This window comes from Pseudomonas sp. F(2018), from assembly GCF_005508865.1.
GTDB lineage: Bacteria > Pseudomonadota > Gammaproteobacteria > Pseudomonadales > Pseudomonadaceae > Aquipseudomonas.
Genome location: NZ_SCOM01000002.1, coordinates 1,170,094 through 1,191,682, shown reverse-complemented (window position 1 = coordinate 1,191,682; position 21,589 = coordinate 1,170,094). Strand labels below are relative to the sequence as shown.

Sequence of the window (21,589 nt, the reverse complement as noted above, 5' to 3'; positions counted from 1 at the left end):
GCCCCGAGCGCAGGAATGACAGCGTTTTGAAGAATTCCAGCACAGCAGCTCAGGCCCCGGTCTGGCGCCAGCAATTGCAGTACCGCCTCAAGGAAGGTGTCCTGATCGCGCTCGGCGCGCTCTGCCTGATCCTGTGGATGGCGTTGCTGACCTACGACCAGAACGATCCGGGCTGGAGCCATACCAGCAGCACCCAACAGGTGCAGAACGCCGCCGGCCGCGCCGGTGCCTGGTGCGCCGACATCCTGTTCATGGCCCTGGGCTATTTCGCCTACCTGTTCCCGCTGCTGCTGGCGGTGAAGACCTGGCAGGTGTTCCGTAATCGCAACCAACCCTGGCAATGGAGCGGCTGGTTGTTCTCCTGGCGCCTGATCGGCCTGGTTTTCCTGGTGCTGGCCGGCGCCGGCCTGGCGCATATCCAGTTCCAGTCCGCCCCTGGCTTGCCGGCTTCGGCCGGTGGCGCTCTGGGCGAGAGCCTCGGCCAACTGGCCAAGGATGCGCTCAATGTGCAGGGCAGCACGCTGATGTTCCTGGCGCTGTTCCTGTTCGGCCTGACCGTGTTTGCCGACCTGTCCTGGTTCAAACTAATGGACCTGACCGGCAAGATCACCCTCGACCTGATCGAACTGGTGAATAGCCTGATCACCCGCTGGTGGGAGGCCCGCCTGCAACGCAAGCAGCTGGTGGCCCAGCTGCGCGAGGTGGATGCGCGTGTCGCCGAGGTGGCGGCGCCCGTGGTTTCGGACCGCCGCGAGCAGGCCAAGGTCAAGGAGCGCCTGATCGAGCGCGAGGAGACCCTGGCCAAGCACATGGTCGAGCGCGAGACCCGCGTCGCTCCGGTTATCGCGCCGCCGCCACCGCCCAAGGCTGCCGAGCCGAGCAAGCGCGTACTCAAGGAAAAGCAGGTTTCCCTGTTCGAGGATTCCGCGGTCGCCGGCACCCTGCCGCCGATTTCCATCCTTGATGTGGCGGAGAAGAAGCAGAAGAGCTTCTCGCCCGAGTCGCTGGAGGCCATGTCGCGCCTGCTGGAGATCAAGCTCAAGGAGTTCGGCGTCGAGGTGGTGGTGGAGTCCGTGCATCCGGGCCCGGTGATCACCCGTTTCGAGATCCAGCCGGGCATCGGCGTCAAGGTCAGCCGCATTTCCAACCTGGCCAAAGACCTGGCGCGCTCGCTGGCGGTGATCAGCGTGCGCGTGGTCGAGGTCATCCCGGGCAAAACCACCGTCGGCATCGAGATTCCCAACGAAGATCGCCAGATCGTGCGCTTCTCCGAGGTGCTGTCTTCGCCGGAATACGACGACGCCAAGTCTCCCGTGACCCTGGCACTGGGCCACGACATCGGCGGCAAGCCGGTGATCACCGACCTGGCCAAGATGCCGCACCTGCTGGTGGCCGGTACCACCGGCTCCGGTAAGTCGGTGGGCGTCAACGCCATGATCCTGTCGATCCTGTTCAAGTCCGGCCCGGAAGACGCGCGGATGATCATGATCGACCCGAAGATGCTCGAACTATCGATCTATGAGGGCATCCCGCACCTGCTGTGCCCGGTGGTAACCGACATGAAGGAGGCTGCCAACGCCCTGCGCTGGTCGGTGGCCGAGATGGAGCGCCGCTACAAGCTGATGGCGGCCATGGGCGTGCGCAACCTGGCCGGCTTCAACCGCAAGGTGAAGGACGCCGAGGAGGCTGGCACGCCGCTGTCCGACCCGCTGTACAAGCGCCAGTCGATGGAAGACGAGGCGCCGCTGCTGAAGACCCTGCCGACCATCGTTGTGGTGGTCGACGAATTCGCCGACATGATGATGATCGTCGGCAAGAAGGTCGAAGAGCTGATCGCGCGTATCGCACAGAAGGCGCGGGCCGCCGGCATCCACCTGATCCTGGCTACCCAGCGCCCATCGGTGGACGTGATCACCGGCCTGATCAAGGCCAACATCCCGACCCGCATGGCCTTCCAGGTATCCAGCAAGATCGACTCGCGCACCATCCTCGACCAGGGTGGCGCCGAGCAGCTGCTGGGCCACGGCGATATGCTCTATCTGCCGCCGGGCACCGGCCTGCCGATTCGCGTGCATGGCGCCTTCGTCTCTGACGATGAAGTGCATCGCGTGGTCGAGGCCTGGAAGCAGCGCGGCGCGCCGGACTACATCGAAGACATCCTGGCCGGCGTCGAAGAGGCCGGTAGCGGCTTCGACGGCAGCAGTGGCGGTGGCGAAGGCGGTGAGGGCAGCGAGGAAGATCCGCTGTACGACGAGGCCGTCAATTTCGTCCTGGAGAGCCGCCGCGCCTCGATTTCCGCCGTGCAGCGCAAGCTGAAGATCGGCTACAACCGCGCCGCGCGCATGATCGAGGCCATGGAAATGGCCGGCGTGGTGACCGCGATGAACACCAACGGCTCGCGCGAAGTCATCGCGCCGGGGCCGTCCCGAGACTGACCAAGAGGATTTCCATGCGCCTGATTCGCATGCTGCTGCTGGCCGCGCTGGCCTGCAGCCCCGTTTTTGCCCATGCCGACGACGAGGCCGCGGTGAAGCGCCTGACCGGCCTGCTCGACCGCGCCCAGACCCTGACCGGACGCTTCTCCCAGCTGACCCTGGATGGCAGCGGCACCCAGCTGCAGGAAACCTCCGGCCAGCTGGCGCTGCAGCGCCCGGGCCTGTTTCGCTGGCACACCGATGCACCGCAGGAGCAACTGCTGGTGTCCAACGGCCAGAAGGTCTGGCTGTACGACCCGGACCTGATGCAGGTGACCATCCAGACCCTCGACCAGCGCCTGACCCACACACCGGCGCTGCTGCTGTCCGGTGATGTGTCGAAGATCCGCGAGAACTTCGAGATCACCTTCAAGGAAGGCGGTGACGTGGTCGACTTTATCCTCAAGCCGAAGGCCAAGGACACCCTGTTCGACAACCTGCGCCTGTCCTTCCGCAAGGGCATGATCAACGACATGCAGCTGATCGACAGCATCGGCCAGCGCACCAACATCCTGTTCCTCGGCGTGAAGATGAACGAGAAGCTGGATGCCGCGCAGTTCGACTTCCAGGTGCCGGAAGGCGCCGACGTCATCCAGGAATAACGAGGCCGCCGCACACCGTGGATCTGTTCCGCTCCGCCCCTGTCGCCCAGCCCCTGGCGGCGCGCCTGCGCGCCACCAGCCTGGACGAGTACGCCGGGCAGGAGCATGTGCTGGGTCCGGGTAAGCCGCTGCGCGAGGCGCTGGAGCAGGGCGCGCTGCACTCGATGATCTTCTGGGGCCCGCCCGGGGTCGGCAAGACCACCCTGGCCAAGCTGCTGGCCCAGGTCTCCGATGCGCACTTCGAGACGATTTCCGCCGTGCTCTCCGGCGTGAAGGAAATCCGCCAGTCGGTGGAGATGGCCAAGCAGCAGGCGGCCCAGTACGGCCGTCGCACCATCCTCTTCGTCGACGAGGTGCACCGCTTCAACAAGAGCCAGCAGGATGCCTTCCTGCCCTATGTGGAAGACGGCACGCTGATTTTTATCGGCGCGACGACGGAAAATCCCTCCTTCGAGCTGAACAACGCGCTGTTGTCGCGGGCCCGTGTCTATGTGCTGAAGAGCTTGGACGAGGCGGCCATGCGCAAGCTGGTGCACCGCGCTCTGACCGAGGACAAGGGCCTGGGCAAGCACAACCTGAGCCTGCCGGAAGAGAGCTTCCAGATTCTCCTGGCCGCCGCCGACGGCGATGGTCGGCGGCTGCTCAACCTGCTGGAGAACGCTACCGACCTGGTAGAGGACGGCGGCGAGATCGGCATCGAGCTGCTGCAGAACCTGCTGGGTGACAGCCGCCGCCGTTTCGACAAGGGCGGCGAGGCCTTCTACGACCAGATTTCCGCGCTGCACAAGTCGGTGCGCGGCTCCAACCCCGATGCTGCGCTGTACTGGTACGCGCGCATGCTCGACGGCGGCTGCGACCCCCTGTACCTGGCCCGTCGTGTGGTGCGTATGGCCAGCGAGGACATCGGCAACGCCGACCCGCGCGCCCTGACCCTGTGCCTGAATGCCTGGGATGTGCAGGAGCGTCTAGGCAGCCCCGAGGGCGAGCTGGCGGTGGCCCAGGCCATCGTCTATCTCGCCTGCGCGCCGAAGAGCAACGCGGTGTACATGGGCTTCAAGGCCGCCATGCGCGAGGCCGCCGAGCACGGTTCGCTGGGGGTGCCCCTGCACCTGCGCAACGCGCCGACCAAGCTGATGAAGGAGCTGGGCTACGGCGACGAATACCGCTACGCCCACGACGAGCCGGACGGCTATGCTGCCGGCGAGGACTATTTCCCCGAGGAGCTGGAGCCGCGCCGCTACTACGAGCCGGTGCCACGCGGCCTGGAGCTGAAGATTCGCGACAAGCTGGCCCACCTGGCGAGCCTGGATGCGGCCAGCCCAAGGCGGAGGCGCAAGCCATGATCGGCGTGGTCTTCGCCGTCGCCCTAGGCGGCATGATCGGTACGTTAGTGCGCTACACGACCGGCAACTGGGTCACCAGCCACTTTCCCCAGCATTTCTACAGCGCTACCCTGGCGGTCAACCTGGTTGGCTGTCTGATGATCGGCTATCTGTATGGCCTGTTCCTCATGCGCCCGGAAGTGCCGGAAGCGCTGCGCGCCGGGTTGATGGTCGGTTTCCTCGGTGGCCTGACCACGTTTTCATCCTTTTCCCTCGACACGCTGCGCCTGCTGGAAAACGGCCAGGCACCCGTAGCCATCGGCTATGCGGCCGCCAGCGTGTTGGGCGGCCTGCTCGCTACTTGGGCCGGCCTGACATTAACCAAGCTCTGAACGAGAACCTCCCATGCTCGACTCCAAACTGGTCCGTACCCAACTGCAGGACATCGCGGACCGCCTGGCTACCCGTGGCTTCCAACTGGACGTGGCGCGCTTCGAAGCGCTCGAGTCCCAGCGCAAGTCGGTGCAGATGCGCACCGAACAGCTGCAGGCCGAGCGTAACTCCCGCTCCAAGTCTATCGGCCAGGCCAAGGCCCGTGGCGAGGACATCGCGCCGCTGCTGGCGGAAGTCGACAAGATGGGTAGCGATCTGGAAGAGGGCAAGCGCGAGCTGGACGCCATCCAGACCGAGCTGGACAACCTGCTGCTGAACATCCCCAACCTGCCGCACGAGTCCGTGCCGGTCGGTGCCGACGAAGACGGCAACGTCGAGGTGGCGCGCTGGGGCACCCCGCGCAGCTTCGATTTCGCGATCAAGGACCACGTCGCCCTCGGCGAACAGCACGGCTGGCTGGACTTCGAGACCGCCGCCAAGCTCTCCGGCGCTCGTTTCGCCCTGCTGCGCGGCCCCATCGCCCGCCTACACCGCGCCCTGGCCCAGTTCATGATCAATCTGCACACCGGCGAGCACGGCTACGAGGAGGCCTACACCCCGTACCTGGTGCAGGCCCCGGCCCTGCAGGGCACCGGCCAGCTGCCGAAGTTCGAGGAAGACCTGTTCAAGATCAGCCGCGAAGGCGAGGCGGACTTCTACCTGATCCCCACCGCCGAGGTGTCGCTGACCAACATCGTCTCCGGCGAGATCCTCGACGCCAAGCAGCTGCCGCTGAAGTTCGTCGCACACACCCCGTGCTTCCGCAGCGAAGCCGGCGCCTCCGGTCGTGACACCCGCGGCATGATCCGCCAGCATCAGTTCGACAAGGTCGAGATGGTGCAGATCGTCGACCCGGCCACCTCCTTCGAGGCCCTGGAAGGCATGACTGCCAACGCCGAGCGCGTGCTGCAGCTGCTCGAGCTGCCGTACCGCAAGCTGGCCCTGTGCACCGGCGACATGGGCTTCAGTGCAGTGAAGACCTACGACCTGGAAGTCTGGGTGCCGAGCCAGGACAAGTACCGCGAGATTTCCTCCTGCTCCAACTGCGGCGATTTCCAGGCCCGCCGCATGCAGGCGCGCTACCGCAACCCGGAAACCGGCAAGCCGGAACTGGTGCACACCCTCAACGGCTCCGGCCTGGCGGTAGGCCGTACCCTGGTGGCGGTGCTGGAGAACTACCAGCAGGCCGACGGCAGCATCCGCGTGCCGGACGTGCTCAAGCCCTATATGGGCGGCATCGAGATCATCGGCTAAGGCCTGATTGCAATGCAGAATACGGGGTGGCGATGGCCACCCCGTTTTTTATCTCTGGTGAGAGTGAGTCATGGATTTCCTTCCGCTGTTCCACAAGCTTCAGGGGCGTGTCGTGCTGGTCGTCGGCGGTGGCGAGGTCGCGCTGCGCAAGGCGCGCCTGCTCAGTGATGCCGGTGGGCAACTGCGCGTAGTGGCACCGGAGGTGCGTGGCGAGCTGCGCGAGCTGGCCGGCGCGGAGGGCGTGTTCCTGCGCGGCTATCAGTCGGCGGACCTGCAGGGCGTGGCCCTGGTGATCGCCGCCACCGACGACGAGCCGCTCAATGCGCGTATCTCCGCCGAGGCCCAGGCGCTGGGCATCCCGGTCAATGTGGTCGACGCGCCGGCCCTGTGCAGCGTGATCTTCCCGGCCATCGTCGACCGCTCGCCGCTGATCGTGGCGGTGACCAGTGGCGGCGACGCGCCGGTGCTGGCGCGGCTGATCCGCGCCAAGATCGAGACCTGGATTCCCGCCACCTATGGGCAATTGGCCGGTCTGGCGAAGAAATTCCGCGAGCGGGTCAAGCAGCTGTTCCCCGATGTTCAGCAGCGTCGGGTGTTCTGGGAAGACGTGTTCCAGGGGCAGATCGCCGAGAGTGTGTTCGCCGGCAAACTGGCCGAGGGCGAGCGTCTGCTCGAAGCCAAGGTCGCCGGCGCCGCGCCGCGCGCCCTGGGCGAGGTGTACCTGGTGGGCGCGGGTCCGGGTGACCCCGACCTGCTGACCTTCCGCGCCTTGCGCCTGATGCAGCAGGCCGACGTGGTGCTCTACGACCGCCTGGTGGCGCCGGCCATCATCGAACTGTGCCGCCGCGATGCCGAGCGCATCTACGTCGGCAAGCGCCGCTCCGAGCATGCGGTGCCGCAGGAGGAGATCAACCAGCTGCTGGTGGACCTGGCCAAGCAGGGCAAGCGCGTGCTGCGCCTGAAGGGCGGCGATCCGTTCATCTTCGGCCGTGGCGGCGAGGAGATCGAGCAGCTGGCCGCCGAGGGTATCCAGTTCCAGGTGGTGCCTGGCATCACTGCGGCCTCCGGTTGCGCGGCTTACGCCGGCATCCCGCTGACCCATCGCGACCATGCCCAGTCGGTACGCTTCGTCACCGGCCACCTCAAGGATGGCAGCACCGACCTGCCCTGGGCCGATCTGGTGGCGCCGGGCCAGACCCTGGTGTTCTACATGGGCCTGGTCGGCCTGCCGAGCATCTGCCAGGAGCTGATCGCCCACGGTCGCGCCGCCGACACGCCGGCGGCCCTGGTGCAGCAGGGCACCACGCAGAACCAGCGGGTGTTCACCGGCACCCTGGCCAACCTGCCGCAGCTGGTGGCCGAGCACGAGGTGCATGCGCCGACCCTGGTGATCGTCGGCGAAGTGGTCACCCTGCGCGAGAAGCTGGCCTGGTTCGACAAGGCCCAGTAAGCCTTCGGCACCTCATCCTTTGCGGGCGATACCGCGCCCGCTCAGGTGTTCGCGCCCATGGGGCTCATCGAAGCGCTGCTGCGGGCCCAGCGGCACGATGCCGGTCGGGTTGATGGTGCGGTGGCTGGCGTAGTAGTGGTGCTTGATGTGCTGGAAGTCCACGGTCTGCGCCACGCCTGGTAACTGGTACAGCTCGCGCAGCCAACCGCTGAGGTTCGGGTAGTCCGTCAGGCGTCTCAGGTTGCACTTGAAGTGGCCGTGGTACACCGCGTCGAAGCGAATCAGCGTGGTGAACAGGCGGATATCGGCCTCGGTCAGGTGCTCGCCGGTCAGGTAGCGGCGCTGGCCCAGTAGCTGCTCCAGGTGGTCCAGTTCGTCGAACAGCGTGCCGAAGGCCTCCTCGTAGGCTTCCTGGGTGGTGGCGAAGCCGGCGCGATACACACCGTTGTTCACCGCCGAGTAGATGCGTGCGTTGAGTTCGTCGATCTCGACGCGTAGCGGCTCGGGGTAGAAATCCAGTGTGTTGCCGGTAATCCCGTCGAAGGCTGAGTTGAACATGCGGATGATCTCCGCCGACTCGTTGCTGACGATGCGCCCCTGCTGCTTGTCCCACAGCAGTGGCACGGTCACCCGGCCGGTGTAATGCACATCGTCCAGGGTGTAGCGCTGATGCAGGAACTGCAGGCCGTCCAGGGCGTCGCCGCTGGAGCCGGTCTCGGTATCGAAGGTCCAGCCCTGTTCGCGCATCAGCCAGCTGACCACGGAGACGTCGATCAGCTCGCTCAGGCCCTTGAGCTGGCGATAGATCAGCGTGCGATGGGCCCAGGGGCAGGCCAGGGAGACGTAGAGGTGGTAGCGGCCGGCCTCGGCGCGGAAGCCGCCTTCGCCGCTCGGGCCGGGCGTGCCGTCACGGGTGATCCAGCTGCGCCGTTGCGCGTTCTCGCGCTGGAAACGGCCGTCCTTGCCGTTCTCGTACCATTGGTCATGCCATTGACCAGCGATGAGCTGTCCCATGACTGGCTCCCTCATGAATGATTAGGGGGACAGTCTATTGATTTGTGCTCGATGAATAAGTGCAAAAATAAGGCTACAACTATCGGTCATTCCGATAATTGGCGTGCATCCCAGCGCCGGCGGGCCTCGGCGAAGGCCGCCTGGCGTTCATGACCCAGCGCGTGCAGCGCCAGCGCCATGGTGCTCTGCACCGCCAGTTCGCCGTAGCTGTCCTGCCGCTCGCCGCGCCAGAAGGCCAGCAGCTGCTGTGGGTCCAGGCTCTCCGGCTTGACGTGGCGCTGGGTGGAGAGGGCGGGCCACTCTTCGTCCCAGTTCTCGCCGTTCTCGGTGCCGTACAGATGGCAGATGCCGTCCGGGTTGACCTCGATCTCGCCGCCTTCGCCCTTGACCACGATGGCGTGGTCGCCGAGCAGCTGGCTGGCCTCGCGATGCACCGCCTGGTAGCCGGGGTGGAAGATGCTCTGCAGTCCGACCCGCGCACCCAGCGGGTTGAGGATGCGCGCCAGCGAGTGGATCGGCGAGCGCAGGCCCAGGGTATTGCGCAGGTCGATCATGCGCTGCAGCTGTGGCGCCCAGGTCCCCAGCGGGGTGAAGGCCAGGTTGTGCTTGTCCAGGGCGGCGCCGACCTCGCTCCAGTCGGCGCACAGCGGGATCTCCAGCGTCTGCAGCAGCTGTTCGCTGTACAGGCGCCCGGCGGTATGCGCACCGCCGCCATGGATCAGGATGCGCAGGCCGCTGCCGGCCAGCGCCTTGATCGCCAGCAGGAACCAGGGCAGGTGGCGCTTCTTGCCGGCATAGGTCGGCCAGTCGATGTCCACGGCGATCTGCGGCGCATTCAGGCGCTGGCGAATGGCTTCGGCGAAACCGGCCAGCTCCTCGGCGCTTTCCTCCTTGTGCCGCAGCAGCATGAGGAAGGCGCCCAGCTGGGTGTCCTCGACCTTGCCGTCGAGCAGCATGCCCATGGCCTCGCGCGCTTCCTCGCGGGTCATATTGCGGGCGCCGCGCTTGCCCTTGCCGAGGATGCGCACGAACTGGGCGAAGGGGTGTTCCGGCGGGGCGACGAGGTTCATGGCGAGGTTTTCACAGGCAGTTCGTGGGTTTCGGCAGGCCGGCCAGCTTGGCGGCGAGCTTGGCTGGCGTGCCCTTGAACAGGCGGTTGAGGTGCAGGCTGTTGCCTTTCTCCGGGCCCAGCTTGAGGGCTACGTACTTGATCAGCGGGCGGGTGGCCGGCGACAGCTGGAACTCGGCGTAGAAGCCGCGTAGCAGTTCGAGGATCTCCCAGTGCTCGCTGGACAGCTGGATCTCCTCGCCGGCGGCCAGGGCTTCCGCAGTGGCCGGCGACCAGTCGGCCAGGTCCGCCAGGTAGCCATCCTGGTCCAGAGCGATCTCGCGGCCGTCGATCTGCAGGGTGCTCATAGCCAGCTGTTGACCTTGGCATAGCGGCCGCAGAGCTCGACGAAGGCCGGGTAGTCGATGGCCTGGGCGCGAGCGGGAGCTTGCAACGCTCGGGCCTGCAGGTCTTCTTCCAGTGCGTACAGGGCGATGCCTGCGGGCATCAGCTGCAGCGCCTGCAGCTGGGCGGTGCCGGGCTGCAGGGCGTACACGGCGTCGCCGGTCAGGAGCAGGCCATCTTCGGGGCCGAGCAGGCGCAGGCAGCTGCTCAGGCGGCTGTCGCTGAAGGGCGAGTGGGAAAGCAGGTGCAGGGTGGCCATCAGATCGTCACTACCAGATCGAAACGGTCGAGAAGCAGGGTGAGGGCGGTATCGTCCAGGCGTTGGGCGGGCAGCGCCAGCGCCGCTTCATCCAGGCCGCGCTCGGCCAGGCTGCGGCTGGACACGAACAGTTCCTCCACGCCGAACAGCGGCAGCGCCTGCAGGTTGGCGCTCAGGTCCTTCTGCTGTAGTGCGCCGGGCTGTTGGCCGGCGGCCAGTTGGAACACCCCGTCGTCGAGGAACAGCAGGCCCAGCGGCAGGTCGAAGGCGCCGCCGGCCAGGGCGATATCCAGCGCCTCGCGGGCGGACGGGCCGGCCCAGGGCGCCTGGCGGCTGATGATCAGCATCGATTTGCTCATCAGTGGCCTCCGAAGCAGATCAGGCGGTCCGCCATCTGCGCCGCTTCATGCAGCTGGCCGAGGCCGGACAGCTCCCAGGGCGCGTCCAGGTTGGCGGCCGGTTTGTTGTAGCGCTGCGCCTCCTCGGTGTTGAGCACACCGCGGCGCAGGGCGGCGGCGATGCACACCACGGCGTCGAGCTGGTGCTGTTGCACGAAGGCGCGCCATTCGCCGGAGAGGTCGAGTTCGTCCTGCGGGCTGGCGATGTTGCCGGAGGCGCTGTGCACACCGTCCTGATAGAAGAACAGGCGGGCGATCTGGTGGCCGCCATCCAGCGCCGCCTGGGCGAAGCGCAGGGCGCGGCGCGAGGAGGGCGCATGGCTCGGGGCGAACAGGGCGATGGCGAACTTCATGGCGAGTCTGCGGCTATTTGCGGATGTCGCCATGATAAACGCCGAGGCATGAAAAAGCCCGCCGAAGCGGGCTCGTTCAACGGTGCGGCGAATCAGTCGTCGCTGCCCATGATGCCGAAGATCTGCAGCAGGCTGACGAACAGGTTGTAGATCGAGACGTACAGGCTGATGGTGGCCATCACGTAGTTGCGCTCGCCGCCGTGGATGATTTCGCTGGTCTGATACAGGATGCAGGCCGAGGCGAACAGCACGAAGCCGGCGCTGATGGCCAGTTGCAGGCCGCTGATCTGGAAGAAGAAGCCAGCCACCATGGCGCCCAGCAGGACGAAGCAGCCCGCGGTGATGAAGCCGCCGAGGAAGCTCATGTCCTTGCGGGTGGTCAGCACGTAGGCGGACAGGCCGAAGAACACCAGGGCGGTCATGCCCAATGCGCTGACGATCAGCTCACTACCGTTGGCCATGCCGGCATAGATGTTGAGGATCGGGCCCAGCACGTAGCCCATGAAACCGGTCAGGGCGAAGGCGCAGAGCAGGCCCCAACCGCTGTTGCGCAGCTTGGCGGTGAGGAAGAACAGGCCATAGAAACCGACCAGGGTGATGAGGAAGCCCGGGTGCGGCAGGCCCAGTTGGGCGCTGAAGAAGGCGCAGAGCGCGCTGAACACCAGGGTCATGGCCAGCAGGCCGTAGGTGTTGCGCAGGACTTTGCTGGTTTCCAGCTGGTCCGTCTGCGCGTGGGCGAGTGCGTAGTCTTGCTCGTGCATGGCATCCCTCCTGAGGGGGTGAAAATCCGTGGTCGGGTCGATCATAACAGAGCAGGTCTGCCTGCCAATTGCGAGAGTTTGACAGTGTGTTGCGTTCGGGTAGTATGGCGGCCCGCAACGCGGAGGGTTGGCAGAGCGGTTGAATGCAACGGTCTTGAAAACCGTCGAACGTGAAAGCGTTCCCAGGGTTCGAATCCCTGGCCCTCCACCAATTTGACAATCAAGGGTCTAGACGGCGTCTAGGCCCTTTTTTATGCCCGCAGAAAGTGCTCGGCGGCTTTCACTTGGTGGGAGCCGGGCAGCTGCCTTGCAGGCTGTCGTCGAAGCCGCTGACCTGCGGCAGCGCCTTGCCATCGGCACCGGCGTTGCAGGCGAGGTGGTAGATGGTGTTCTGGCTGTAGGGCAGCTCCCACGAATGGTAGCTCTTGGACAGGTCGGCATCGGTGCCGGAGCGGCCCAGCACTGTGCGGGGGAAGTCGGTGCCGTTGTGGATGCAGATCTGGTTGCCCTGAACGGCCAGCCGGTCTGACTGCAACGCGCCGGGCGCCGGGATGTAGCACCAGGCCACACTCACGTTGTGGCTGCAGTTGTTGATCAGGGTGATGATGTTGGGGCCGCCGCTGGCGATCTGGATGCAGGTGTTGACGGTCTCGGCGCCGGGCTGTGGGGTAGGTGGCGGCGAGGGTTTCGCCGCGGGGCGCGCCTTGCCGACGCTGGCCAGTTGCGCGGCGAGACGCTCGAGGCCCCTGTCGATCACAGCGCTGCGCTCCTCTGCCGGCCTGCCCGCGATGAAGCGAGCATGGCGCTCTGCCTGGTCGGCATAGACCGCCGCCAGTGTGGCTTCGCCTAGCTCGGCATACTGATCGCGCCTGGCCTTGGCGATGCGCATCTGCTCCCGCGCATCGTCGCTCCTTGAGCCGGGAGCCGTTTCGGCCTGCACCTGTTTCACCCTGACCAATCGCTTGCGCAGTTGTCCGGCCTCATTGGCATAACCATGTTGCCTGGCGAAATCGAGGGCCAGCTGGGGATACAGATCGCCGTCCTCTACATACTGGCCAGAGAGGCCGAACAGGTAGAGCCGCATGGTCAGGTTCGGGTTGCGTAGAGCCTCGGAGCGACTGGCGGCTTTGACCAGCTCCAGGCCCGGGCCGCCATAGAGCATGCGAACGTCGCCCTGCTTCGCGAGCAGGGCTTGGTAGTGTTCGACGGCCCTGTCCTTGTCGCGTTTCAGCCAGTACTCGGCCAGGCGTCCCTCGATCCGGCTGACGGCGCCACCTTCTCGTGGGCTGCGGTCCATGCTTTCCTCGGGTTGGTCCCGGGCCCGTAGTGCAGCACCTCGACCATCCATCAGCGCCGACAGCTCGCGTTCGGGCAGGCCGCTCTGCCTGTAGTTGTCCGCCGCCATGACGTAATAGGACACCGCGCTGCTCCAGAACTGCTGCCGCTCGCTGCGGTGGGCATCTTCAAGATTGAGCGCTGCCGCTTCGCGGTAACGGCCGGCCTGGGTCAGGTCGGCGCTGGTGGGTGACTTGAAGGGTTGCGAGCAGCCGATCAGCAGCACGGATAGGCCAAGCATTCCTGCGGTTCTAGTCATCGCCATGGACGGTTTCCTGGGTTGCTGTTGCTTGGGTCTTTCGCCTCGCGCCTGTGTGTCGATGCTTCTGCACCGGCATGAGTTCCCGTTGCGGCTGCGGGTGAGCGGTATGAGTTCGGGATGAATTTGCAATCCTGTCGCAACTTTATTGACTTGGTGTCAATTAACTCATTGATATTTAAGTGAATAAGTTTTTGGTTCTGGCGTGCCAAAAGTGCCGCTGCGCTTTGCTGGTGGCGGGCGATGCGTGTAACATTCGAGGCCTCTTGCTAAGCCGATTCAGGACGAAATCGGGGCGGCTGATGCGGTGAATCGCAATCTTTGGGAGAGCTGGCCCGCGCCACTTTTCCGTATCGAATTTCCTGCCAAGTACGGTTTTCTGGCGTTTGCTTTCTGGCGCAGATGCGCCAAGCTAAGTTCGTTGATTGCTGTGTTGCGACAAAGGTGCAGCGAGGTGTCGCTTGATTAAGGTGCTGGTGGTCGACGACCACGATCTGGTTAGAACGGGTATCACCCGCATGTTGGCCGACATCGACGGCCTGCAGGTGATCGGCCAGGCCGACTCCGGTGAGGAAGCGCTGAAGAAGGTGCGCGAGGTGCGTCCGGACGTGGTCCTGATGGACGTCAAGATGCCCGGCATCGGCGGCCTCGAAGCCACCCGCAAGCTGCTGCGCAGCCATCCCGATCTGAAGGTCGTCGCGGTCACCGCCTGTGAGGACGATCTGTTTCCCACCCGCCTGCTGCAGGCCGGCGCCGCCGGGTACCTGACCAAGGGCGCGGCACTGGAGGAAATGGTCCAGGCCATCCGCATGGCCTTCGCCGGCCAGCGCTACCTGAGCCCGCAGATCGCCCAGCAACTGGCGCTGAAGTCCTTCCAGCCCAACAGCGGCGGCTCTCCGTTCGATCTGCTGTCCGAGCGCGAGATTCAGATCGCGCTGATGATCGCCAACTGCCAGAAGGTGCAGACCATTTCCGACAAGCTGTGCCTGTCGCCGAAAACCGTGAATACCTACCGCTATCGCATCTACGAGAAGCTCTCGATCACCAGTGACGTGGAGTTGGCCCTGCTGGCCGTGCGTCACGGCATGGTCGATGCCGTCAGCTGAGAGTCTTAGGCAAGCCAGGGAAGAGGACGTAGACTGCGTCCTCTTCGTCTTTTCAGCCTGCCCATTTCGATGACTTCCACGCCCGCCGCTCCTTTCGATCCAAGCGCTTTCCTCGCGACCTGCAGCGGGCGGCCCGGCGTGTATCGTATGTTCGACGACACGGGCAAGCTGCTCTATGTCGGCAAGGCGTCCAATCTGAAGAAGCGTCTGGCCAGCTATTTCCGCAAGACCGGCCTGGCGCCCAAGACCGCGGCTCTGGTCGCGCGTATCGCTCAGGTCGAGACCACCATAGTCGCCAACGAGACCGAGGCGCTGCTGCTGGAGCAGACGCTGATCAAGCAGTGGCGGCCGCCTTACAACATCCTGCTGCGCGACGATAAATCCTACCCCTACGTGCTGCTTTCCGATGGTGACTACCCGCGGCTGGGCATTCATCGCGGCGCGAAATCGGCGAAGGGGCGCTACTTCGGTCCCTATCCCAGTGCCGGCGCCATCCGCGAGAGCCTGGCGCTGTTGCAGAAGACCTTCCTGGTGCGCCAGTGCGAGGACAGCTACTTCAAGAACCGCACCCGGCCCTGCCTGCAGTATCAGATCAAGCGTTGCAAGGGGCCCTGCGTCGGCCTGGTGGACCCGCAGGAATACGCCGAGGACGTGCGTCACTCGGTGATGTTCCTCGAAGGGCGCAGCAGCGCGTTGACCGACGAGCTGTCCGCGGCCATGGAGAAGGCGGCGATGGGGCTGGAGTTCGAGCTGGCCGCCGAGCTGCGCGATCAGATTGCCCAGCTGCGCCGGGTGCAGGACCAGCAGAGCATGGAGGGCGGCAGCGGCGATGTGGATGTGGTGGCCGCCATCGTCAATCCGGGCGGCGCCTGCGTGCACCTGATCAGCGTGCGTGGCGGACGAGTGCTGGGCAGCAAGAACTTCTTCCCGCAGGTGGGCATCGAGGAGGAGGGCGGTGCGGTGATGTCGGCCTTCCTGGCCCAGTACTATCTGTCCAGCCATGAGCGCGATCTGCCGGGCGAGCTGATCGTCAACGTTGACCATGAGGACCTGCCGACAGTGGCAGCGGCAATCGCCGAGTCGCGCGGTCGCGAGATCGGTATCAGTTACCGGGTGCGTGGCACGCGGGCGCGTTGGCAGCAGTTGGCGGTGACCAATGCCGAGCAGGCCCTGAGCGCGCGCCTGGCTAATCGTCAGCACGTGGCTGCGCGCTTCGAGGCGCTGGCCGATGCCCTGGACCTGGACGAGCCGCCGCAGCGCCTGGAGTGCTACGACATCAGCCACTCCAGTGGCGAGGCGACGGTCGCCTCCTGCGTGGTGTTCGGTCCGGAAGGGCCGCTGAAGTCCGATTACCGCCGCTACAACATCGAGGGCGTGACCGCCGGCGACGACTACGCGGCCATGCATCAGGCGCTGACCCGGCGCTTCAGCAAGCTCAAGGATGGCGAGGGCAAGCTGCCGGACATCCTGCTGGTCGATGGCGGCAAGGGTCAGCTGGCGATGGCGCGCGAGGTGCTGCAGGAGCTGGCGGTGCCGGAACTGATCCTGCTCGGGGTGGCCAAGGGCGTGACCCGCAAGCCGGGGCTGGAAACTCTCTATCTGAACGATGCCGATCACGAGTTCACTCTGCCGGCCGACTCGCCGGCCCTGCACCTGATCCAGCAGATCCGTGACGAGGCGCATCGCTTTGCAATTACCGGTCACCGCGCACGGCGCGGCAAGGCGCGGCGTACCTCCAGCCTGGAGGACGTGGCAGGCATCGGGCCCAAGCGCCGCCGCGAGCTGCTCAAGCACTTCGGCGGGCTGCAGGAACTGAATCGCGCCAGCGTCGAAGAAATCGCCAAGGCGCCAGGTATCAGTAAAAAGCTCGCCGAGTCGATTTATGCGGCCCTGCACAGCGAGTAGAATGCGCGCTCAACTCGCTGGCCAGTGGTCCCGATGAACATCCCGAACCTGCTCACCGTACTGCGCGTCGCCCTGATTCCGGTCTTTATCCTGTTCTTCTATCTGCCGTTCGCCTGGAGCTACTGGGCGGCCAGCGCGGTGTTCGCCCTGGCGGCAGTGACCGACTGGTTCGACGGCTACCTGGCCCGTCGCTGGGAACAGAGCACCCCCTTCGGCGCCTTTCTCGATCCGGTGGCCGACAAACTGATGGTGGCGGTGGCCCTGGTACTGCTGGTGGAGGAGCACGCCAACCTGTGGCTGACCCTGCCGGCGGTGATCATCATCGGTCGCGAGATCGTCGTATCGGCGCTGCGCGAATGGATGGCCGAGCTGGGCGCGCGTGCTCATGTGGCCGTGTCCAACCTGGGTAAATGGAAGACCGCCGCGCAGATGGTGGCGCTGGTGATCCTGCTGGGCAACCCGCCGCAGCTGACCATCTGGGTCGGCGGTGGCTATGTGCTGTTGATCGTGGCGGCAGGCCTGACCCTGTGGTCCATGCTGCAGTACCTGCTGGCCGCCTGGCCGCACCTCAGCATTGATGCCGAAAAGAAATAAAGTTTTTTGAATCAAGGGGTTGACGCGGCGTTTCGAATCTATAGAATTGCGCCCGTCACCAAGACGCGGGAATAGCTCAGTTGGTAGAGCACGACCTTGCCAAGGTCGGGGTCGCGAGTTCGAGTCTCGTTTCCCGCTCCAATTTGTTGACGTTGACGCCGCTTTTGCGGCGTCTTCGTTTGAGGCCGATTAGCAGAGTGGTTATGCAGCGGATTGCAAATCCGCGTACATCGGTTCGATTCCGGTATCGGCCTCCACTATAGAAAAGCCCCGTAGGTCATTGATCTACGGGGCTTTTTCTTTGCAGTGCCGGCGCTTTTACAATCTTGCCGGGCTGGCGCGGGCTGTATATAGTCCAGCCCTCGCTTCACAGTGCTACCGCCCGAATGGCGAAATCGGTAGACGCAGGGGACTTAAAATCCCTCGCCAGCAATGGCATGCCGGTTCGAGTCCGGCTTCGGGCACCATCTCTTTCTGGACACCTCAGCTTTCATGCTGCCGCGCTGCTTCGGCTCCCGCCGCCGTCAGTTTGAACGGATCGCTCCAGTCCGCTTCTGCTTTCCTGTCCTGAATCAGCCCGCGCGTCTGTAGTTCGACAAGGGCTTCGGCGACCACGCGCTCGCCGCGATAGTTGTCGAGAATTTCCTTGCCCAGGCCGCCAGGCCCGGCATGCAGCAGGCGAGTCAGTATTTCCTTCTCAAGCTCTTGATCGATTGCCATGGTTCACCTCGCAAGGGGCTGCCGTGAACGGGCGTCGAGGTCGGTGGTTACCCGAATTCAAACGCCCAGATGCACTACTGACCCGCTGCCTGCGTCGATGATTCCGGCAATCGACTGTCGGGCAAGGAGGACGAGAGATGGGGTGTTCACCAGGACTGGCGCTGCGCCGGGCGTTTGCCGGGCAAAAGAAACCCGGCGCTAGGCCGGGTTGGAAGTGGCATTCATGGAGTATCACGGCGCCACTCTGTGCCTCTCGATGTGAAAAGAATGTGAAGAGAAAGGCTCGATTGAAACCCTGAGTCCGATTGCTCGGTTTGGCACTGCAATTTAGGTGCAACCTGCGCCAAGCCAAGCGGCTCCAAACAGAACGGCGCCGCCGTGTGCTACAGCTGATGTGCGGCCAGGTGGCCGAAGGAGAGAAGAATGAGCATTCCGTTCTGGTGTGTCTTTATCGCGGCCTTGCTGATATACGCTGCCAAGCTGCCAGTCGCTCGTGCAATGAACGCCGAGTCCGGCGGTTACGACAATCACAACCCGCGGGCCCAGCAGGCGCGTCTCACCGGCCTGGGCGCCCGCGCGCATGCGGCGCATCTCAACAGCATCGAGATGTTCCCGCTGTTTGCCGCCGGGGTGCTGATGGCCCATACCACCGAGGTGTTCGGCTGGTGGGTGGACCTGCTGGCGATCCTGTTCATCGCCACTCGCATGCTCTACCTGTTGTTCTACTGGCGCGACCTGGCCTGGCAGCGCTCCATGGTCTGGACCGTCGGCCTGGTCTGCTGCCTGTTGTTGATGCTCAGCCCGGCGATACGCTGGCTGCTGGTGATGCCCTGAAGCGAACAAGGCCCGCATTGCGGGCCTTGTGCTGAAACGCTGAACCATTACTGGCCGTCCACGGCGTCCTTGGCCTCGTCGCCGGCATCCTGGATCGCTTCGCCCGCATCGTCGGCGGCTTCCTGCAGCTTCTCGCCGGTGGTGGGCTCATGGCCGGTGGCCTGGTCGACCTTCTTCTCCATGGCCTCGCCGGTGTCTTCGGCGGCATCGCCGAGCGACTCCATGGCTTCGGACACGTTTTCCTTGGCGGACTCCATCTTGTCTTCGGGCGTCTTCTCGCAGGCGCTCAGGCCGAGGGCCAGGGCAAGCAGCAGGGCAGAGGTGAGGGGCTTTTGCACGGTTGGATCTCCTTGTCGATGCGGATGCGGGTAGTGCTGCATCCGTATCGCTTGGAGCGGAGCGGCGCGTCTAAGTTCCAGACGCACCAATGCCTGCGGGCGAGCCGCAGGCATTGGTCAGGCATTACTGCTGTTGCTGGCCAGCGGGTGGCGGAGCAGGAATAGCGGGCTGGGTCGGAGCTGCCTCGTTGTTTTCCTCGGCGCGTTCCTGAGCGGCCTCATCCGCCGCACGGGCGGCGTCGTTGCTATGCTCGGCGGCGTCGTTCATCGACTCCTGGGCTTCAGACTGGGCTTCGCGGGCCTCTTCGGCCTTGTCCTCCGACGGTTTGTCGCAGGCGGCGAGGCCGAGCGTGGCGGCGAGCATGAGCGCATAGGCGAGTGATTTCTGCATGAGCTGTTTCTCCTCGTGAATGAAGCCATCACTGCTTCGAGGCGCAGCCGTTGGCAATGGTTCAGACTGTTTTTTACCGCAACCGGCGGCGACGCTATCATGCGTCGCTTTTCCGCATCGCCACGAGGTACCGACGATGACTGACAACCCTGTTCTTGAGCGCGCCCAGCGCTTTCTGGCGGCCTTGCGCCACTGCCAGGTCCTGGGCCTGAGCGTGCATGAAGCCAAGCCGGAGGGGCTGACCCTGCGCCTGCCGTACAGCACGCAGATCATCGGCAACCCGGAGTCCGGCGTGATCCACGGTGGCGCCATCACCACCCTGATGGACACCACCTGCGGCATTTCCACCGTCTGCGTGCTGCCGGAATTCGAGATATGCCCGACTCTCGACCTGCGCATCGACTACATGCGCCCGGCCGCGCCGCACAAGGACGTCTACGGCTTCGCCGAATGCTATCGGGTGACCGAGAACGTCATCTTCACCCGTGGCTATGCCTACCAGGACAACCCTGACGAGCCGATCGCCCACGTGGTCGGTGCCTTCATGCGCATGGGCAAGCCGACCGATCTCAAGGCCGGCGCCAAGGGAGGTGCCCGATGACCGCGCTCAATCTCAATACCCTGGTGCGTCAGGCGCACGAGAAGAACGACTACGACGCGCTGCTCAGCCTGATTCCCTATGCCAAGCTGATCGGTATCGAGTGCCTGCGCCTGGGTGATGACATGGTGTTCCGCCTGCCGGCAAACAAGGACAACATCGGCAACCCGACCCTGCCGGCGCTGCATGGCGGGGTGATCGCCGGCTTCATGGAACATGCCGCAATGCTCCATCTGCTGATGTTCATGGGCATTCCACATTTGCCGAAAATCATCGACTTCTCGATAGATTACCTGCGCGCCGGTCATTATCGTGACACCTACGCCCAGTGCCAGGTCTGGCGTCAGGGCCGGCGGGTGGCCAACGTCGCCATCACGGCCTGGCAGACCAGCCAGAGCGAACCCATCGCCACGGCCCGCGCGCACTTCAAGGTCGACGAACCCTGATGGCGCGGCGGGTTATCGCATAACAACAAGGAATACCGAATGGATGCGCTGTTGATCCTCGGCGGCCTGCTGCTGATTCTCGCCGGCCTGGTCTGGCTGGTGATGCGAGCCTTCTCCACCAGCCTGCTGTGGGGCTGGGGCAGCCTGATCCCGCCGATCACCCTGATCTATGTGCTGCGCCACTGGCGCACCGCGCGCAAGGCCGTCGGCCTGGTGGCGCTGGGCGTGATCCCGCTGGTGGTGGGCATGGTACTGATGGCCAGCCAGGACGCGGCGCGCCTGGAAGCGATCCTCAGCCTGCGCTGGCTCAAGGAACAGCCCAAGGCCCCGGCCGAACTGGCGATCCGCCTGCATGGCGAGCTCGACGGCCAGCCGTTCAACCCGCAGTACGCCGAGCTGATCGATGGCGTGCTGAGCCTGCGCGAAGGCGAGGACTTCTTCGCCCGCCGCGAGGTGACGATTCGCCTGCCGCAGGCGCAGAAGGCGCCGATCAAGCTGGACGTGCTGCCGGAAGACGTCGGCCAGTTGCCGGAAGTGGAGATCAGCTGGCTGCTGCCGGAGCAGGACCTGCCCGAGGCCCGCCGCCTGAGCAAGGGCTATACCCTGCACCTGGACCTGCAGGCGCTGCCGCCGAACAAGCTGCAGGGCGATTTCCACCTGGTCCTGCCTCCGGCGTTCAAGACCAGCCTGAGCGGCAGCCTGGAGCTGTTCTCTGATCGCCTGCGCTACAAGGACGGCCGCCTGGACGCCCAGTTCGACTCGCGCGAGACCCTGGCCAAGGTGATCGACGATTACCTGCAACGCCGCTTCGCCACTCGCCTGGTGCAACTGGCCGATTTGCCGGAAGTGACCTTCCCGGCCACCCACCTTCCGCTCGCCGTGCAGGCACGGGTCAATGGCGAGGCGCAGAGCCTGGAGCTGGTGCTGGAGAAGGGCGCCCGTGGCTGGCAGGTGCAGGGCGATCATTACCCGGCGTTGGCCGAACCGCGTGTGGCCGAGCCGGCCAAGCCGGCGCCGGAAGCAGAACCAGCAGTGGCGCAGAACAGCCGGCCGGCGCTCGATCGCCGCCAGCGTTTCTCCCTGCCACGGCTGCAACGCAATCCGGAGCAGTACCGCAGCCTCAGCATGCGCGTGAGCAAGGTCGCTGGCGGTACGGTGGAAGGGCGCTTCGTCGGCGTGGACGGCGACGGCAGCATCCGCCTGAGTCAGCAGCTGGGCGGCGGCGGTGGTCAGGCCAGCTTCAGTTTCAAGCCGGACGAGATCGGCAAGATCGAATTGCTTGAGCCGTAGT

24 protein-coding genes and 4 tRNA genes are annotated in these 21,589 nt (G+C 65.0%); 17 read left to right on the top strand and 11 right to left on the bottom strand.

What is annotated here, in order from left to right:
* Positions 1-26: 26 nt before the first annotated feature.
* The 6 genes from ftsK to cysG all read left to right on the top strand — a co-directional run bounded on the left by ftsK (position 27) and on the right by cysG (position 7,534).
* Positions 27-2,435, top strand: a complete 2,409-nt coding sequence (ftsK, locus tag FFS62_RS13695) for a DNA translocase FtsK (RefSeq protein WP_171016329.1) — start codon at positions 27-29, stop codon at positions 2,433-2,435.
* Positions 2,436-2,449: 14 nt separating this feature from the next.
* The gene (lolA, locus tag FFS62_RS13690) at positions 2,450-3,076 is read left to right on the top strand and encodes an outer membrane lipoprotein chaperone LolA (protein ID WP_137973346.1); all 627 of its coding nucleotides are present in this window, start codon (positions 2,450-2,452) and stop codon (positions 3,074-3,076) included.
* Between the two features lie 17 nt (positions 3,077-3,093).
* Entirely contained in the window at positions 3,094-4,419 is a 1,326-nt protein-coding gene (locus FFS62_RS13685; RefSeq protein ID WP_137973345.1) for a replication-associated recombination protein A, read from the top strand.
* Entirely contained in the window at positions 4,416-4,790 is a 375-nt protein-coding gene (crcB, locus tag FFS62_RS13680; RefSeq protein WP_137973344.1) for a fluoride efflux transporter CrcB, read from the top strand. The genes FFS62_RS13685 and crcB overlap by 4 nt, the downstream gene beginning before the upstream one ends.
* 13 nt (positions 4,791-4,803) lie before the next feature.
* Positions 4,804-6,084, top strand: coding sequence for a serine--tRNA ligase (gene serS / locus FFS62_RS13675; RefSeq protein ID WP_137973343.1), 1,281 nt, complete (start codon positions 4,804-4,806; stop codon positions 6,082-6,084).
* Positions 6,085-6,154: 70 nt separating this feature from the next.
* The gene (gene cysG, locus FFS62_RS13670) at positions 6,155-7,534 is read left to right on the top strand and encodes a siroheme synthase CysG (RefSeq protein WP_137973342.1); all 1,380 of its coding nucleotides are present in this window, start codon (positions 6,155-6,157) and stop codon (positions 7,532-7,534) included.
* A gap of 12 nt (positions 7,535-7,546) precedes the next feature.
* Here cysG and FFS62_RS13665 read toward each other — a convergent pair whose 3' ends face one another.
* The 7 genes from FFS62_RS13665 to FFS62_RS13635 all read right to left on the bottom strand — a co-directional run bounded on the left by FFS62_RS13665 (position 7,547) and on the right by FFS62_RS13635 (position 11,772).
* The gene (locus FFS62_RS13665) at positions 7,547-8,548 is read right to left on the bottom strand and encodes a glutathione S-transferase family protein (protein WP_137973341.1); all 1,002 of its coding nucleotides are present in this window, start codon (positions 8,546-8,548) and stop codon (positions 7,547-7,549) included.
* Positions 8,549-8,634: 86 nt separating this feature from the next.
* On the bottom strand, positions 8,635-9,618 hold the full coding sequence (locus FFS62_RS13660) for a glycosyl transferase family protein (RefSeq protein ID WP_137973340.1): 984 nt from the start codon (positions 9,616-9,618) through the stop codon (positions 8,635-8,637).
* A gap of 10 nt (positions 9,619-9,628) precedes the next feature.
* Positions 9,629-9,964, bottom strand: coding sequence for a TusE/DsrC/DsvC family sulfur relay protein (locus FFS62_RS13655; protein WP_137973339.1), 336 nt, complete (start codon positions 9,962-9,964; stop codon positions 9,629-9,631).
* Positions 9,961-10,260 (bottom strand): sulfurtransferase complex subunit TusB, encoded by a 300-nt coding sequence (gene tusB, locus FFS62_RS13650; protein ID WP_137973338.1) that lies wholly within the window; start codon positions 10,258-10,260, stop codon positions 9,961-9,963. The genes FFS62_RS13655 and tusB overlap by 4 nt, the downstream gene beginning before the upstream one ends.
* Entirely contained in the window at positions 10,260-10,619 is a 360-nt protein-coding gene (gene tusC / locus FFS62_RS13645) for a sulfurtransferase complex subunit TusC (protein WP_137973337.1), read from the bottom strand. Before tusC ends, tusB begins: the two co-directional genes overlap by 1 nt.
* The gene (gene tusD / locus FFS62_RS13640; RefSeq protein WP_137973336.1) at positions 10,619-11,011 is read right to left on the bottom strand and encodes a sulfurtransferase complex subunit TusD; all 393 of its coding nucleotides are present in this window, start codon (positions 11,009-11,011) and stop codon (positions 10,619-10,621) included. Before tusD ends, tusC begins: the two co-directional genes overlap by 1 nt.
* 92 nt (positions 11,012-11,103) lie before the next feature.
* Positions 11,104-11,772, bottom strand: coding sequence for a Bax inhibitor-1/YccA family protein (locus FFS62_RS13635; protein WP_137973335.1), 669 nt, complete (start codon positions 11,770-11,772; stop codon positions 11,104-11,106).
* A gap of 121 nt (positions 11,773-11,893) precedes the next feature.
* Between FFS62_RS13635 and FFS62_RS13630 the strand changes: the two genes are divergently transcribed.
* Positions 11,894-11,983, top strand: a tRNA-Ser gene (locus FFS62_RS13630).
* Between the two features lie 69 nt (positions 11,984-12,052).
* Here FFS62_RS13630 and FFS62_RS13625 read toward each other — a convergent pair.
* Positions 12,053-13,333 carry a hypothetical protein gene (locus FFS62_RS13625; RefSeq protein WP_137973334.1) on the bottom strand — a complete coding sequence of 427 codons (1,281 nt, stop codon included), beginning with the start codon at positions 13,331-13,333 and terminating at the stop codon, positions 12,053-12,055.
* A 494-nt stretch (positions 13,334-13,827) separates the two neighbouring features.
* Between FFS62_RS13625 and uvrY the strand changes: the two genes are divergently transcribed.
* The 6 genes from uvrY to FFS62_RS13595 all read left to right on the top strand — a co-directional run bounded on the left by uvrY (position 13,828) and on the right by FFS62_RS13595 (position 17,438).
* Positions 13,828-14,472 (top strand): UvrY/SirA/GacA family response regulator transcription factor, encoded by a 645-nt coding sequence (gene uvrY, locus FFS62_RS13620; RefSeq protein WP_137973333.1) that lies wholly within the window; start codon positions 13,828-13,830, stop codon positions 14,470-14,472.
* Between the two features lie 69 nt (positions 14,473-14,541).
* Positions 14,542-16,377 carry an excinuclease ABC subunit UvrC gene (uvrC, locus tag FFS62_RS13615; RefSeq protein ID WP_137973332.1) on the top strand — a complete coding sequence of 612 codons (1,836 nt, stop codon included), beginning with the start codon at positions 14,542-14,544 and terminating at the stop codon, positions 16,375-16,377.
* 33 nt (positions 16,378-16,410) lie between these two features.
* On the top strand, positions 16,411-16,971 hold the full coding sequence (pgsA, locus tag FFS62_RS13610) for a CDP-diacylglycerol--glycerol-3-phosphate 3-phosphatidyltransferase (RefSeq protein WP_137973331.1): 561 nt from the start codon (positions 16,411-16,413) through the stop codon (positions 16,969-16,971).
* A 65-nt stretch (positions 16,972-17,036) separates the two neighbouring features.
* Positions 17,037-17,112: transfer RNA gene (locus FFS62_RS13605), tRNA-Gly, on the top strand.
* 42 nt (positions 17,113-17,154) lie between these two features.
* Positions 17,155-17,228 (top strand) — tRNA-Cys (locus FFS62_RS13600).
* Positions 17,229-17,351: 123 nt separating this feature from the next.
* A tRNA-Leu gene (locus FFS62_RS13595) sits at positions 17,352-17,438 on the top strand.
* A 16-nt stretch (positions 17,439-17,454) separates the two neighbouring features.
* Here FFS62_RS13595 and FFS62_RS13590 read toward each other — a convergent pair.
* A complete protein-coding gene (locus FFS62_RS13590) occupies positions 17,455-17,691 on the bottom strand; it encodes a hypothetical protein (protein WP_137973330.1) in 237 nt (78 codons plus the stop codon).
* Between the two features lie 423 nt (positions 17,692-18,114).
* On the opposite strand from FFS62_RS13590, the gene FFS62_RS13585 reads away from it, so the two are divergent.
* Positions 18,115-18,525, top strand: a complete 411-nt coding sequence (locus tag FFS62_RS13585; RefSeq protein WP_137973329.1) for an MAPEG family protein — start codon at positions 18,115-18,117, stop codon at positions 18,523-18,525.
* Between the two features lie 47 nt (positions 18,526-18,572).
* Here FFS62_RS13585 and FFS62_RS13580 read toward each other — a convergent pair whose 3' ends face one another.
* Both FFS62_RS13580 and FFS62_RS13575 read right to left on the bottom strand, forming a co-directional pair.
* Positions 18,573-18,863: a hypothetical protein gene (locus FFS62_RS13580; protein ID WP_256662214.1), complete on the bottom strand. Its 291-nt coding sequence runs from the start codon at positions 18,861-18,863 to the stop codon at positions 18,573-18,575.
* Positions 18,864-18,987: 124 nt separating this feature from the next.
* Complete coding sequence (locus tag FFS62_RS13575) at positions 18,988-19,254, bottom strand: hypothetical protein (protein WP_137973433.1); 267 nt, start codon at positions 19,252-19,254, stop codon at positions 18,988-18,990.
* 136 nt (positions 19,255-19,390) lie between these two features.
* Here FFS62_RS13575 and FFS62_RS13570 point away from each other — a divergent pair, with 136 nt between their 5' ends.
* Genes FFS62_RS13570 through FFS62_RS13560 form a run of 3 tightly spaced genes read left to right on the top strand, consistent with a single transcriptional unit; the run spans position 19,391 to position 21,588 of the window.
* Positions 19,391-19,855: a PaaI family thioesterase gene (locus FFS62_RS13570; protein WP_137973327.1), complete on the top strand. Its 465-nt coding sequence runs from the start codon at positions 19,391-19,393 to the stop codon at positions 19,853-19,855.
* Positions 19,852-20,298, top strand: a complete 447-nt coding sequence (locus FFS62_RS13565) for a PaaI family thioesterase (RefSeq protein ID WP_137973326.1) — start codon at positions 19,852-19,854, stop codon at positions 20,296-20,298. Before FFS62_RS13570 ends, FFS62_RS13565 begins: the two co-directional genes overlap by 4 nt.
* Before the next feature lie 39 nt (positions 20,299-20,337).
* Positions 20,338-21,588, top strand: coding sequence for an MFS transporter (locus FFS62_RS13560; protein ID WP_137973325.1), 1,251 nt, complete (start codon positions 20,338-20,340; stop codon positions 21,586-21,588).
* The last annotated feature ends 1 nt before the right edge of the window (position 21,589 follow it).

What these genes read in the sequence shown, in the direction of transcription:
- FFS62_RS13665 (WP_137973341.1), bottom strand. Translation starts at nt 8,548, where the DNA reads ATGGGACAGCTCATCGCTGGTCAATGGCATGACCAATGGTACGAGAAC.
- FFS62_RS13565 (WP_137973326.1), top strand. Translation starts at nt 19,852, where the DNA reads ATGACCGCGCTCAATCTCAATACCCTGGTGCGTCAGGCGCACGAGAAG.
- FFS62_RS13575 (WP_137973433.1), bottom strand. Translation starts at nt 19,254, where the DNA reads ATGCAGAAATCACTCGCCTATGCGCTCATGCTCGCCGCCACGCTCGGC.
- tusB (WP_137973338.1), bottom strand. Translation starts at nt 10,260, where the DNA reads ATGGCCACCCTGCACCTGCTTTCCCACTCGCCCTTCAGCGACAGCCGC.
- serS (WP_137973343.1), top strand. Translation starts at nt 4,804, where the DNA reads ATGCTCGACTCCAAACTGGTCCGTACCCAACTGCAGGACATCGCGGAC.
- FFS62_RS13560 (WP_137973325.1), top strand. Translation starts at nt 20,338, where the DNA reads ATGGATGCGCTGTTGATCCTCGGCGGCCTGCTGCTGATTCTCGCCGGC.
- tusC (WP_137973337.1), bottom strand. Translation starts at nt 10,619, where the DNA reads ATGAGCAAATCGATGCTGATCATCAGCCGCCAGGCGCCCTGGGCCGGC.
- crcB (WP_137973344.1), top strand. Translation starts at nt 4,416, where the DNA reads ATGATCGGCGTGGTCTTCGCCGTCGCCCTAGGCGGCATGATCGGTACG.
- FFS62_RS13655 (WP_137973339.1), bottom strand. Translation starts at nt 9,964, where the DNA reads ATGAGCACCCTGCAGATCGACGGCCGCGAGATCGCTCTGGACCAGGAT.
- pgsA (WP_137973331.1), top strand. Translation starts at nt 16,411, where the DNA reads ATGAACATCCCGAACCTGCTCACCGTACTGCGCGTCGCCCTGATTCCG.
- uvrC (WP_137973332.1), top strand. Translation starts at nt 14,542, where the DNA reads ATGACTTCCACGCCCGCCGCTCCTTTCGATCCAAGCGCTTTCCTCGCG.
- tusD (WP_137973336.1), bottom strand. Translation starts at nt 11,011, where the DNA reads ATGAAGTTCGCCATCGCCCTGTTCGCCCCGAGCCATGCGCCCTCCTCG.
- FFS62_RS13660 (WP_137973340.1), bottom strand. Translation starts at nt 9,618, where the DNA reads ATGAACCTCGTCGCCCCGCCGGAACACCCCTTCGCCCAGTTCGTGCGC.
- FFS62_RS13570 (WP_137973327.1), top strand. Translation starts at nt 19,391, where the DNA reads ATGACTGACAACCCTGTTCTTGAGCGCGCCCAGCGCTTTCTGGCGGCC.
- FFS62_RS13635 (WP_137973335.1), bottom strand. Translation starts at nt 11,772, where the DNA reads ATGCACGAGCAAGACTACGCACTCGCCCACGCGCAGACGGACCAGCTG.
- FFS62_RS13590 (WP_137973330.1), bottom strand. Translation starts at nt 17,691, where the DNA reads ATGGCAATCGATCAAGAGCTTGAGAAGGAAATACTGACTCGCCTGCTG.
- lolA (WP_137973346.1), top strand. Translation starts at nt 2,450, where the DNA reads ATGCGCCTGATTCGCATGCTGCTGCTGGCCGCGCTGGCCTGCAGCCCC.
- cysG (WP_137973342.1), top strand. Translation starts at nt 6,155, where the DNA reads ATGGATTTCCTTCCGCTGTTCCACAAGCTTCAGGGGCGTGTCGTGCTG.
- FFS62_RS13585 (WP_137973329.1), top strand. Translation starts at nt 18,115, where the DNA reads ATGAGCATTCCGTTCTGGTGTGTCTTTATCGCGGCCTTGCTGATATAC.